We start from the raw sequence: 14224 nt of genomic DNA, 5'->3' as shown, positions 1-14224 counted from the left end.
ACAGGGAGTAGGGAGCAGGGAGCTTCGGAAAAGGAAAAGAAATTGGGCTCTTCCATTCATAGGGGGTGATGCACCGCCCGTGGGTAGCTTTCCAGACAAGTCCTAAGGGTTTGGGCTAGAACTCCAACATTTGGTTCTCGCATCATCGTGAAATGGTTGCCTGGAATCTTGTGAATTGTCACAGGTTGAGCAGAAATCTCTCCCCAGCCCCAAGTTGGGTCTTCCAGTATTGTTGTTTCACCGAGGGTAGCCTCAAAGACTTCTGTTTCCATAGCTCGGAAGAAAGTAATTGCAGTTGGGTAACTCTCCTGTGGAATATAGTCAACATCAGCTTGAACGTTAGCTTTGTAAATTTGAAAAATGCGTTTTAGTTCACCTTGGCTTAAATTCAAACCACCTATGGTCAATCTTTCCAGAAGGTAATCTAACTTGCGGTCTTCTCCAATAGATTGAAGTGTTTCAGGATCAACTTTGACCGCTTCTCCCAAAGAACCTTGATAGAAACTGCTTAGATCGTCGATCAGTTTGCTATTGTCCCACTCAGCAAAATCTTGATATTTTTGCAGATTTGTCCCTAAACCATCCATAATGGCAAGTAAAGCCACCTCCTGTCCCTGATTTTTTAACTGTTGAGCCATCTCAAAAACCACCTTTCCTCCTGCTGAATGACCGCCCAGAAAGTATGGCCCTTCAGGCTGAACGGCTTGTAAGGCTTGGATGTGATGGGCTGCTATGTCTTCCATCCGGGTTAATGGCTTTTCCCTCTCATCTAAACCAAGGGCTCGCAAGCCGTATAAAGGTTGCTCTGAATCTAGGTGTTGTGCCAAGGGATAGATATCGAAAACATTTCCCAAGACTCCGGGGACAAAGAACAGAGGAGGTTTAGAGCCATTTGGCTGAATCGATACTAAGGTAGAGTGGTAAGAGTCATCCTCAACTATACCTTGTTGAATTGAGCCATTGCTTAAACTTTTTGAGTCCTCCAAGTGAGCAACTTCTTGAGCCAAATAACTAGTCAAGGCTTCCGGTGTAGGATAGTCAAAGAGTAAAGTAGAAGGCACAGAAAAACCCAGACTCAATTGGAGAGCATTTCTCAACTCAATAGACATCAAAGAATCTAATCCTAAGTCTATGAGTTTTTGCTCTAATGTTATTCGCTCAGGAGAAATTCCCAGTACCTTGGCTACCTGCGCCCGGACGTGAGTAAGCAATAATCCCTGACGCTCTCCCACAGGAACTGTTTCTAGTTGCTTACGGAAGGTAACTGGTGTATATGATACTTGATTGTGGGAATTATTTTGTTGTTTTACAGATTTAAGCTTGACCCATCGATCGATGCGAGCTTGTATATCTCCACTGGAAACAAGAATTTGATTGAGTTCTTGAGTGGATAAAACCCTTTCAAAGGCTTGGATACCCTCTTCTGGAGTTATGGCAAATTCAGCCAGCCCTGCTGCAATCTCATAATTTTGATCTTGTTTCTCGAATTCCCAAGTCTCCCAGTTCACACTCAGCCAAGGAACGGAATTACTTCGGTTCTGCTGGTGAACGAAAACATCCATAAACAAATTGGCTGCTGAGTAAGCAACGTCCCCCAAACCTCCTAGCACTGATGCGATGGAGGACATTAAGATACAAAAGTCAAGGTTTTTGTTGTGCAAAACCTTTGATAAAACTATGGTTCCCTGTACTTTTCCTTGAAAGTGCTGCCAAATATCAGTTTTAGTTATTTCCTTGATGGAACACAATGCCTTGTCTCCAGTAAACATAACACTGTGGATGACTCCATTGATGTTACCAAAGCGAGCCTCTGCTTGTGCGACTACAGCCTCCATTTGTTGTCCATCGGCTACATCAGCACTGAGTACCATCACCTCGGCTCCCATAGCCTCCATAGCCTGCAATTTCTGAATTTTGCGACTAATCCGATCCTCTGCATTGTGAGTAGCTAGCCATTGAGACCAATCATCCCTGGCAGGAAACTGCGAACGCCCTATTAAGATTAGTTTGGCGCGTACAGTTTTTGCCAAGTGTAACCCTAGGGACAGACCAATCGCCCCTAGTCCACCGATAATCAGATAAACCCCTTCTTCTGTCAGAGGTAATGTCTCTGCTCCAGGTGTTTCTAATCCCATGGGTTCAAACTTTTGCACCCAGCGATGTTTACCCCGGTAAGCGATGGTTAAATCTTCCGACTGTGCTGTAATTTCTGCCAGTAGTTGGGTTAGAAGTTTTTCCTGCTTTTGCTTTTGGGATGGGGGAAGAACAATATCAATACTGCGACAGTTTATATTTGGATATTCTTGTCCAATCACTTTACAGGCTCCCAGCAATGTTGCTTTCTCTGGAGATAATACTTCCTCTCCGCTCACTTCCTGCAGGTTGTTTGATACAACTGTAAGTTGGAGTGGATCGATCAAATTCAGTTTGTCAAGGGCTTGGGCAAGAAATATCAGGCTGTATAAACCCAAATCCTGAGACGCTTCAAAAGATTCTATTCCTAATTCTGTGTGGTTATTTGGGGTGACACTCCAGAGATGAATAATGCTACTGGGGTTTTTATTCAGTTGTTTCAGTTCTTGGAGTAGGGTATGGTAGTCATCAGCTTGGGTCGGGTTAATGGTGTAGACGCGATCGCTTTGCTTAGCAAACTCCGAACCGCGACTCACCCTTACAACGTCACTCCCCTGTATTGCCAGTTTTTCTGCGAGTTTTTCTCCCAGTCCGCACTCATCGATAAATACTAGAGTGTCAGACTCAAGCAGTTTTTCACCTGGTTGATAAGCAGGGGGAATAGACCGTTTCCAAGATGGAATATAAAACCAGTCAGCAATATCCTGCTTTTTACCTATATCTTTTGACGCGATCGCTTTTAGCCCTGGCGCTACCGCGCCAATCGCTCCTGGGGATGTTGAAGGGGCAGTTATTCCCATTAAACTATCCTCTGGATTCACCCAATAACGTTGCCGTTGAAAAGGATAAGTGGGTAAGGGAATGCGATGACGAGCAAAGTCTTGGTCAAAACCGAGCCAATTGACTGGCACACCATGCAAATATAGTTCTGCCAAACTGGTTAATATTTGTTGCCAATCTTCTTGTCCAGGACGCAGACTAGGTAACCATAACCCTTGATGTTCTGGGAGACACTGACGACCCATTCCTAATAAAATTGGTTTGGCTCCAATCTCTACCAATACATCTATCCCTTGCTGTGCAATGGTTGACATACTAGCCATAAATTGCACAGGCTGCCGGAGATGATCGCACCAATATTTGCTAGTGGTTATTTCTTCTGTGGCTAGTTCTCCGGTAACATTACTGATTAGTTTTAACTGTGGTAGATTAAACCGCACCTGTGCCACCACCTGCTCAAATTCTCCCAATATCGGTTCCATCAAAGGAGAGTGGAAAGCATGGGAAACAGTTAATTTCTTGGTTTTGACTCCCTTTGCGGCAAGATTGCGCTCAATGGTGTTAATCGCGGCTCTTTCTCCCGAAATTACCACACTCTGGGGTCCATTAATCGCAGCAACAGACACATCCCGGCCATAGGGTTTAATTGCTTCTGCTGCTTCTGCAACTGAAGCTAACAACGCTAGCATTTCTCCGTCTTGGGGTAAGGATTGCATCAACCTACCCCGTTGGGCAATTAGTTTCAGTCCGTCTTCTAGGCTAAAAACCCCAGCAACACAAGCCGCCACATACTCCCCAATGCTATGACCCATTACTACATCCGGTTCGATACCCCAGGATTTCCACAACCCGGCCAGGGCATATTCAATGGCAAAGATGGCAGGTTGGGTATAGCTTGTTTGGTGAATGGGTGAGTCAGGTTCTGTTCCCTGTTCCCTGTTATCTAAATCCGGGTAGAGAACTTCTAACAAGGGAATATCTAAGTAGGAACGGAGGATGCGATCGCATTCGTCTAAAGTTTTGCTGAAAGTGGGCTGAGTTTCGTAGAGTTGACGACCCATACCAATATACTGAGAACCTTGTCCGGTAAACACAAAGGCAATCTGCTTGGTAGAGTCTGCTTTGAGGGAGTGAATTGTTGGGGGTTCGGAACTATCGTTGATCTCAACAGACTTTCCAAACCTTTGCAACTGCTCCAGAAGGTCTTGAGTGGAGCCAGCAATAACAGCCAAACGATGGTTAAAATGCTGACGTCCACCATTGGCAGTAAAACAGATATCGGCAATCTCCGCTTCCCGATGAGACTCCAGATAAGTTATATAATTCTGTACCGACTCTGCCACAGCCTGCTCTGTTTGCCCTGATAGAGTCAAAATATGCAGAGAACGTTCACTTTTGACTTTTGCATCACCCCCGTCGATCCCCCTCCCGTCCCCCTTAGCAAGGGGGAAGCCATGGGATGCTTCGCTTATGCCCCCCTTATTAAGGAGGGGGGATCGACTTTCAACTTGTTTCGGGGCTTCCTCCAGAACAACATGGACATTGGTTCCGCCCATACCAAAGGAACTTACTCCAGCACGGAGAGGGGTGACCTTTGGTTCCCATGGGGTGAGAGCTGTATTAACGTAAAAGGGACTATTGGGGAAATCTATGTTGGGATTGGGTTCTTTAAAGTGCAAGCTTGGTGGGATGGCTTTATTGTGGAGTGCCAGCACTGTTTTAATTAGACCTGCTATCCCTGCTGTGACATCGAGATGCCCGATATTAGTTTTCACCGATCCAATCGCGCAAAAATTATTGTCCTGGCTGTTCGTACTTTGTCGAAACGCTTTTGTCAGTGCTGCAATCTCAATTGGATCTCCCAGGGGTGTCCCAGTTCCATGGGTTTCCACATAACTCACCGTCCTAGGATCTATGTTAGCCATAGCCAGTGCTTCGGAAATGGCTGCTATCTGTCCTTCTATGCTAGGAGCTGTGTAGCTAACTTTAACCGCCCCATCATTATTAATTGCTGACCCTTTGATGGTGGCATATACATGGTCTCCATCAGCGATCGCTTCCTCTAATCGCTTCAAGACAACTATGCCAACTCCACTACCAAATAAAGTTCCTTGACCTTCAGCATCAAAAGCACGACAGTGACCATCGGGAGACAACATCATGCCTTCTTGGTATAAATAACCAGTCTTTTGAGGAACGAAGATCGAAACCCCCCCAGCTAGTGCTAAGTCAGATTCACCACTGCGTAAACTCTGACAAGCTAAGTGAACCGCAACTAGTGAGGTGGAACAGGCAGTTTGAACATTAAGACTAGGCCCTTTTAGGTTCAATTTGTAGGAGACCCGCATGGGTAAGTAATCTCCCCCATTGCCTAGGTCGGTATGGACATCTTTAGTGCCCCTAAATAGACAATGGGTAAGCAAAGGACTTGTCCGAGAAGATCCTAAGCTATGAGATATATTGTTAATTAGATAGGTGCTGGGACTCGAACCCCCATAAACTCCCACCGAACCTGGATAATTTCCAGGATTATAGCCCGCAATTTCCAGCGCTTCCCAAGCACATTCCAGGAAAAGCCGATGTTGGGGGTCCATTAGTTCAGCTTCTTTATCGCTATAGCCGAAGAACTCAGCATCAAATAGGTCAATATCTGGCAAGATAGGACTGGCTTTAACATAGTTGGGGTGTTCGATCCAGTTTGGATCTTCTAGCTCAATTTCGCGATCGCTAAAGAAGGAAATTGATTCTACCCCATCTCGTAAATTGTTCCAGAAAGCATCGGTATTGTTTGCCCCAGGAAACCGACAAGACATACCAACTATGGCGATATCAGACCCATGCCCGATGAATTTCTTTCTTTTATCGTACTGTTTAGCGGCTGTTTTTCCTCCCTTATCTTGCTCCAAGTGTTGAGCTAGAGTAGCGATGGTTGGGTGTTCAAACAGTGTTGTTACAGGTAGATGAATTGCAAATATTTTTCTCAGGTTTTTGTGAACCCGGATCAGCAGTAAAGAATTACCACCTAAATCAAAGAAATTATCATTAATTCCTACTTCCTCTAACTGAAGTACTTCTTGCCAAATCTGAGCAATACGTTTCTCTGTATCGGATTGGGATTTGACTAAAGGTACTGCCAATTCTGGGCGAGAATGGTCTATACTTGGTAGTTGGCGACGATCCAACTTACCCATCGGTGTCATGGGAATTTTATCGATTACCACAAACACCGATGGAATCATATGAGGAGGTAAATGGTCTTGTAAATGATGACGTAACCTTAATTTTAGCTCCCTAATCTGCTGGGGTTCAGTGCTTTGTTTCTGAGGGACGAAATAGGCGATCAGTTTCTTTTCTGCTTCTTCTTTGCCTTTAATAATAACTACACAGCTTTTTATTTCAGGATGTTCTAATAAGGTGTTTTCAATCCCAGCTAAAGATACATTATATCCCCGCAGATTGACCATATAATTACAACGACCTCTGATTTCTAGTTTGCCGTTGGGTAAAATAGCTGCTAAATCTCCTGTCCTGAAAAAGCGACTACCGTTAATGTCAACAAAACTGTCAGCAGTCAGCTTGGGTTTATTCAAATATTCTCGAAACATACAGGGACTACGGATATACATCTCCCCTTCATTTCCTGGAGTAACTTGCTGCCCATTCTCATCCAATAAAATAATTTCATCGTCTTCAAAAGGAATCCCAACAGCACAGAATCCTGATGGTAAATCTTGACTTTCTCGCAGGTTATCAATAGCAACGGTAAAACATTCATTTATCCCATAATAATTGAGTAACCGAGCAGATGGGAGTCTATCTATCAATTGATATTTTAGTTGTTGTGTTAGTGCTTCTCCGGTTACCCAAGCAACTTCCAACCCTGATAATTGTGCAGTAATAGTTTCGATTTCAACTGTATTCAAAATACTTTGTATTAAGGAAGGAGATATGGTGATTTCCTTGATTTTATTTTGAGATATGAAGTCTAAAAATAGCTGATGATCGTAAATTATTTCATCAGGAACAATATATATAGTTGCACCTTTAATCCAAGGTCTATATATTTCCCATTGAAATAATACATAGGCTATAGGATATCCTGATTTACTGAGACTTACTTGCTCTCGCCTCAATTCCCCAGTAACAATTGCCTGATGGGTTAATATTACGCCTTTTGGTTCTCCTGTACTTCCCGATGTGTAGATAATATTGGCTATATTTTTAGGGTCTATGGATGGTAAGTTTTGCTCTGGGTTTAGGGGTAAGTTCCAATTAGTTTCTCTATCTATAGGTAAAATTTGTAGAGGATTTTCAATACTTAATCTTTGGTAATATTGGCTCTTGGTAATAATTAAACTAGGTTTAGCATCTGCCACTATTTTGGCAAGCAAAGCATCAGGATATTTTAATTCTAGGGGCATAAAAGCCCCACCAGCTTTTAGGATAGCGAGACAAGCAATAATATAGTCTTGAGATTTTTCCAGTAAAACTCCAACAGGTTGATTTGAAGTGACTCCTTGTTTTTGAAGGTAACCCGCTAAGTTATCTGTCAACTGGTCTAGTTTTTGATAGGTAATTGAATTTGTCCGATCTACGATCGCAATTGCCTCTGGCGTTCTTTGTGCTTGTAATTTAAATAAATTAGGTAAGCTGATAAAATTTTGTTTTGCATAAATTAAGTCTTTGTCAATTATCATTTCTGATGTTATAGCGGTTTTCACTTTAATTCAATACAATATGAGTGGGATGGGCATCACTGCCAGTCAAAATTTTATCACATTAAATCACATAAATTTGTATTCCATTCAACTGAAAACCGCTATATATTATTGTCTAAAATTTATCTACAAACTTTCTGTCTCTACGGGAGACAAAAAAGGTTGTATTTCACCCACCATCATAGGCTTATTTATCTAATTAACTAAGTATTAAAGTATTTTGCTACAGGATGATGAGCAACAAACGCCGTGGTAGACTGTTCCGGAAGTAGATGCTCGCTTTCATTCATATACACATCGATGCGAGAGGTATCGAGTAAATCCATTTGTTTGAATTGATCTGCCATATTAGGACAAGCAGGATAACCGAAACTATAACGAGATCCTCGATAGCGTTGGCGCATTATATCGGTTATATTATCGGGTTCTTCCGCCCCAAATCCTAACTCCTTAAGGATTCTAGCGTGCAGCCAGTCCGCTATAGCGTCTGCCATCTGCATCGCCACACCATGGTAATAGTGGTAGTCAAGATAATTATCCGCTTCAAATAGCTTCTGTGCATGGGTGGTTCCTATTTCACCTGCTGTTACAATTTGCATCGGTAAGACATCAATTTGACCTGATTCTTTAGTGGCATAGAAATCCGCAATACAAAGACGTTTTCCTCCACGTTGACGGGGGAATTCAAAGCTTGTTAGTAGTTTATTGTGATCTTGTGGATCGTAGACATACACTGTATTCCCTTCGGCGTTACAGGGGAAATAGCCATAAATTGCTGCCGGATGTATTAGGTCATCGGCAATAACTTTTTCTTTCCATTCTTCTAAAATTCCATAAGCTTTTGTTGCTAAAAAGTCATTATAATCTTCTTGTGATTGATCTTTTAGCTTACGGAACCGCCACCGTCCGACGTATAAAAGCTGTACATCTACATAAGGGTAAATGTCTTCAATTGATATGTCTCCATCTTTTAATACTTGAGTTCCCCAAAAAGGAGGAGTAGGGCGTTCTACATCTAAAGTTACTACATGGGAACGCTTAGTATCAATTACCACAGATTTTTTTGCCGATGATTCTTTTGCCAAAGATTCTTCAGTATAAACAAATGAGTCATTCATATAAAGTTTATATTGATTGGCTTCTGCAAATGGCATTTGCCCCATCTCTTCTAAGGTTAGTGGGGGGGGAGGTGAAGTTTCTTCATCTAAAAATCCTTTCAGGTCGTCCCAATTATCTTCAGCTTTTGCTGCCATTAGTTTATCCATAAAATGCCAATCAACAAAAGCATTTTTACCATATACAACTTGACCTTTATAGGTAGTTTTGCAATCCTTTTCCACAAACTTAGGAGTTAATGCAGCGCCACCTAAGATAACAGGAACGGTAATGCCTTTTTGATTAAAAATTTCCAAATTATCTTTCATAACTGCCATAGTCTTGATCAACAAGCCACTCATGGCAATGCAGTCTGGTTGATGTTCTTCGTAGGCTTTGAGAATGTTATCGATTGGCTGGTTAATGCCTAAATTAATTACTTTGTAACCATTGCTAGAAAGGAGAATATCAACTAGATTTTTACCAAGATCGTGAAGGTCACCTTCTACCGTCGCAATCAGACATTTACCCTGAGTAATATCGTCAATTTCTTCCTTATCCATATGGGGTTCTAAATAGGCTACCGCCGTTTTTTTAGTCTCCGCCGATTTTATAACGGACGGTAACGGAATTTCTCTTGAACCATATAATTCGCCGACAGTCCTCATAGCCTGTAAGAGGCAAGTGTTAATAATCTGTCGGGGTGAATAGTCTTTTAAAGCTTCCTCTAAAGCTTCCTCTAAACCAATCGATTCGCTATCAATAATATGTTGTTTGAGACGTTCTAAAACGATTTTGTTCATTGTTAGTTGTGGGAGATCGACACCCATTGATAAAATACCTAAAGTTTTTATGGCTAAATCAATAGTGATTTGCTTGATACCCTTCAGTATACAAAGCTAGCCATGTTGCAATTTGCCTATTGTATGTACATCGGGATATTCCAGCATGTCAGTCAACAACACAAATTACAAATGATTATTTAGCAAACACAATTTAAATTTTTCCATAACTTACTAGAGTAAGTCTAGGATATTGATGTAAATTTTTGTAAAGCAGCATTTTTACCGGCGATTCTACCAAACACCAGGCATTCAGTTAAAGAAGAACCCCCTAGGCGAGAGGCACCATGAATACCGCCTGTCACTTCTCCTGCAGCATACAAACCTTTGATGGGCTGGCCATTATTATCAATAACTTGAGCTTTAGCGTTGATGGTAACGCCTCCCATAGTGTAATGTACCTTAGGCCACAATCGCATAGCATAATATGGAGCATGGAGAGGTTTTGCATCTAATGGAATAGGCTTTTGCCAACTCTCATCTTTCTTATTCTCGACATACTTGTTGTAGCGATCGATAGTTTCTTTTAAAGCTTGATAAGGCAGAGAATATGCTGCAGCAAGTTCCTCCAAGTCTTCAAACCTTTTCACAATATTCATGCTTAAGTACCGATCCATATTGTGACCAGAAATGTTCATACCTTCCAAATCAGCAATACCAATGCTGGGTTGACCAACGTCTAAAATTGAATCTGCTCTAATTTTTCTGTCCGCTAATTCATTAAAAAACCGCTTTCCTGTTAAGGGATTAACCACTATCCCATAGGGAAAAACTGTATAAAAAAATTCGGTAGCAATTTTATCACGTTTCTCGTCAGGAGAACTCCAAGGTGATAACTGAATATATTCTAAATGCACAGAACTAGCACCAATCTTGATCGCCTCTAGCATTCCTTCTGCTGTAGTATCCAAACGATTAGTATTACCTACGGTGCTGGTTAGACGAGCATCATGAAGGATTCGGAAAGCAACATCTCCGCCAAAACCACCAGTAGCTAAAACGACACCGGTATTTGCATAGACTGCTCTGGCTTGGTTTTCCTTTTTGTCATAAACTTCAATCTCTCGAACATCCTTTCCGAACTTTGTGAGGCAAATATTGGTTTTGATTTCAATGCCCAACTCCTTTACCTTTGAAAGGAGAGGTTTCACAATTGCTGTTCCAGAAAAATTGTGTAGCAGATGGATACGAGGAACAGAATGGCCGCCAAAGATTATGGGCTTATGTCTAAATTTGACAGCTAAATATTCAGTAAGCCACTCTAGTACAGAATTAGACTGTTGAGCAACTATCTTAGCCAGAGATGCATCATTCATATTCAAGCCAGCTCTCAACATATCCTCATACATGAGTTCCCAAGAATCTAGAATACCGTATTGTTTCTGAAAATCAGTCCCCGCAAGCGCCACCCCTCCATCACTCATGATGGAATTTCCGCCACAGCTGCTGCGTTTTTCCAGAACAACTACCGATGCACCAGCATTTTTGGCTTCAACCGCAGCCGCTAGTCCAGCAACTCCACTACCAACAACTACCACGTCTGCCTCTGTATCCCAATTAGAGAAAGTAGACTTATCCATCACTTCACTGCTATTTTTAATCTGCTGTTATAGCAGTCGCCAGGGCAGTTAGGACATGACAAAAGTCTCAAAGCTAAGTATAGCAATAGTTTGACTTCTGACTTCTGACTTCTGACTTCTGACTTCTGACTTCTGCTATAACCTACCCCAGTAAGAATCATTTTACCATAGGCAGGACACATAAATATGAAAGCGCCTAAACGGCTCGCTCGGTTTAATCCCCTGCTTAAAATACAGGGGGTTTCACCATCGTTTCTCGGTAATTTTCTATTGATTAGCTATTTTTTGATCAGCTGTTTTTTTTCGATATTATAGCCTTGAACTAATTGATAATCAATTTATGTAATTGTTTTATGTAATTGTGCCGAAACAAAATTCTTTTAAACAAATTCCTTCGCAAACTTTTTGGTCGTCTATTTCTAGAATAGCGGGTCTGTATGCCAAGCATAGCTTACTTTCCATAGTCGATGGTTGATTTCGCAGGATACTCGACCAATTGGCAAAAGCATTATTGTCGAATTTCAAGTGATATATTTTGTCTTGAATGCGGCCATGGGCACTTGTTTTGCGATGGTAAGAATCTTCTCCGTTTAACAATATTTCTTTTTCTGTTTGGGAGGTGTTGAGGAGCTTGAAATAATTGTATTTTTCTTCGCCAAATGTGGCTTCAGCACTCCAAATGATTCCGTAATCAGGGAAAAAGGCATGAACAAAGTGGTAGCCCCAAAACTTGGGGTAATCTCCATCATAAATTTTGCAATAACCTATAGCTTTTTGAGTGCGATCGCCTGTGTTCACAGTGCACAGGAGTTTTGGTTGGTGAATGACGGCGCGATGATTTTTTTCAGCGGGAACCGCCCAAGTGAATTCGGCGGCAACTTGGAATTGAATTTCTATATTAGCTTCTGGCAAACAAATGGTTCCGGTTCCATCGTTGTTTTTGATAGAGATGTGTTGATCTGAGCGTTGGTGTTCGGAGGTATTGATAAGTTCCAGGGAGTAGCCCTTGGTGTCGCTCCACCAGGCTGAATAATGCTCGATTGTTCCTGTTTTGAAATATCTTAGAGCAAGTAGAGAACCATCTTCGAGAAAGAAATGGTATTGTTCACTATAGACAGAGGTTACAGAGCAGAAATATGTATCAGGTACTTGGTGAATTTTTGGAACACAAGGTTTTTTTGCAAGGATGGAGGAGCCACCAATCTTCCCGCTTTGAAACAAGTCGCTAATGGTTTGATAAAATTGACGACGGTGTTCATAAACGTTTTCACCGAATAGTTTGATTGATTCTTCTTTTGATTGGAGGAATTTTTGATAGCGTTCTTTTACCCAACCTTTCCATCCTGTTGTTAAATCGATGAAACAAATGTCAGCAAATCCTACACGCTCGAGGTGATTGCGGTAGGTTTCGCGGGTTGGTAAATAAGAGGATTGAACTACTTCTTCTAGAGTGGTTTTAACGTCTGGTGTCAGAGGGCCATTAGCCACGTAGTCTTCGATATAGATCAGGCCGTTGTCCTTCAAAGAGCGAAAACAAATTTCCAGTATTTTATCGCGGTTTTCAATGTGTAAAAATGATAAAAAAGAAATGATGCTGTCAAATGAGCTTGGTAACAGGGCGTCAATGACTTGGGGACTTAGAATATTGCCTGTGAGGTATTGGATGCGTTTGTCAAGTCCCACTCGTTGGGTGAGTTCTTGGGCAATTTCGTTAAAATTATTTCTTAATTCCACACATTGGATGTGACATCCCGTTTTATAACTAATGTATCGAGCAGGCCCACCAACACCGCTGCCAATGTCCAAAACTCGCGAGTTGGGGGATAGTGCCAAACGGTTGATAGCGCGATCGCAAGCTTTGGTGCCAAAGTAGTGGTATTGGTCTAGGTGATCCAATTCTAGCAAATCTTCAATTTGCAAAGGACCTGTGGCTTTTCCTTTTTGTTTCAGTGCTTGGCGAATACTATGGATGCGCCAATCGTAAATCAAAGCTTCATCTTTTGAGAGAGGATATTCTTTTTCTGGTTGTGATAGTGTCATGGTTATTCCAAGGTAATTTCGTGTTTAAAAAGTCAACAATCCTGGTTATGTGGGAAGGATTTCGGATCAAGCATTTCGGATGGAGTACAGAAAAATGGCTCTAGGGAACCTAGTATGCAGAAAAACGCGCTTATTGCCCAGTAAGTATGAGCCCACTAAGTATGATTGGGCAGGTTATTTCTGAAAAATCCTTATCTGAACAACTAAAACTCCCGCCCAATCAAGATTAGATTAATTATTTACTGACAGTTTTACATCCCCAATCCGGTAGAGCCAGAAAACCCTTACAAGCTCCAACTTTAATTAACAGTTCTACCTTTTTCCGGACTGGTTTAGGTACTTTGGGTATGTACCAGTTTTTCGGGCTCTTTTTTAGGTGTTACTGAATCTTTGAATGAATAGGAGTAGAGTGGGCATCCTGCCCGCCCGAAAATATATTGAAACTGGATTGAAACTGGCAAGATGCCAGTTCCACCAAGATGCCCATTCTACAAAATGCTTAAAATCATTCCATTATTAAGCAATGCCCCAAATTCAGTAAGAATAACTGCCTTCATTAACTCTGTCATGCTTGTTCGGAATTCCTCCTGCTCAAGATTCCCTTAAGATAGCTCGGATTTCCATTAAAATTTCTCCCAGGCGATTCTTACCGCTCCTATCTTTACCACAACCCCAATAATAATCCTGGGGAGCATCTTCCACAATTAGTTCGTCCCCTGTCCCCAGCAGAATTTCGCGGATATCAGCATGGGTTTGAAACTTACAGAGTAAGCCTCGCCCCATAACATCCTCTTTGATTTCTTCCCAATCCCTGCGCAGAGGACGAGTACGCTCTCGTCCCATGCTCGCAGCTTCTGCGGGAGTCTTGCAAGAGCGAATTTCTTCTACATGGGACGTACCAGCAAATTTCTGGGCTTGGAAATAATGCTCTGAGGTGGGCCACCAGAGTCCGTCCAGTTCAAACCCATGGGGGGAAAAGTTGGAGAAACAACCATAGGGCTTTTCGCTAATGTCGTAAAAGTAAATGGTCACAGCT

At 42.0% G+C, this 14224-nt stretch carries 4 protein-coding genes and 1 pseudogene; all 5 read right to left on the bottom strand.

The features are described from left to right. Positions 1 to 56: 56 nt before the first annotated feature. Positions 57 to 7610 carry a type I polyketide synthase gene (locus LYNGBM3L_RS49595; RefSeq protein WP_008190769.1) on the bottom strand — a complete coding sequence of 2518 codons (7554 nt, stop codon included), beginning with the start codon at positions 7608 to 7610 and terminating at the stop codon, positions 57 to 59. Positions 7611 to 7834: 224 nt separating this feature from the next. Next, a pseudogene (locus tag LYNGBM3L_RS31065) lies at positions 7835 to 9529 on the bottom strand (vitamin B12 dependent-methionine synthase activation domain-containing protein); the annotation flags it as partial. Between the two features lie 224 nt (positions 9530 to 9753). After that, on the bottom strand, positions 9754 to 11148 hold the full coding sequence (locus LYNGBM3L_RS31060) for a flavocytochrome c (protein WP_008190766.1): 1395 nt from the start codon (positions 11146 to 11148) through the stop codon (positions 9754 to 9756). 351 nt (positions 11149 to 11499) lie between these two features. Next, entirely contained in the window at positions 11500 to 13188 is a 1689-nt protein-coding gene (locus tag LYNGBM3L_RS31055) for a methyltransferase domain-containing protein (RefSeq protein WP_008190764.1), read from the bottom strand. A gap of 591 nt (positions 13189 to 13779) precedes the next feature. Further along, positions 13780 to 14220: a riboflavin biosynthesis intermediates N-glycosidase gene (gene ybiA, locus LYNGBM3L_RS31050; RefSeq protein ID WP_008190762.1), complete on the bottom strand. Its 441-nt coding sequence runs from the start codon at positions 14218 to 14220 to the stop codon at positions 13780 to 13782. Positions 14221 to 14224: the final 4 nt, after the last annotated feature.

Source organism: Moorena producens 3L (assembly GCF_000211815.1).
Taxonomy (GTDB): Bacteria; Cyanobacteriota; Cyanobacteriia; order Cyanobacteriales; family Coleofasciculaceae; genus Moorena; species Moorena producens.
Note: the sequence above shows the minus strand (reverse complement) of the source record. Positions and strands in the feature narration are given on the sequence as shown.

Bases quoted from the DNA above. Each gene is read 5' to 3' on its own strand.
- LYNGBM3L_RS31060 (WP_008190766.1), bottom strand. From the start codon at position 11,148: ATGGATAAGTCTACTTTCTCTAATTGGGATACAGAGGCAGACGTGGTA.
- LYNGBM3L_RS49595 (WP_008190769.1), bottom strand. From the start codon at position 7,610: ATGATAATTGACAAAGACTTAATTTATGCAAAACAAAATTTTATCAGC.
- LYNGBM3L_RS31055 (WP_008190764.1), bottom strand. From the start codon at position 13,188: ATGACACTATCACAACCAGAAAAAGAATATCCTCTCTCAAAAGATGAA.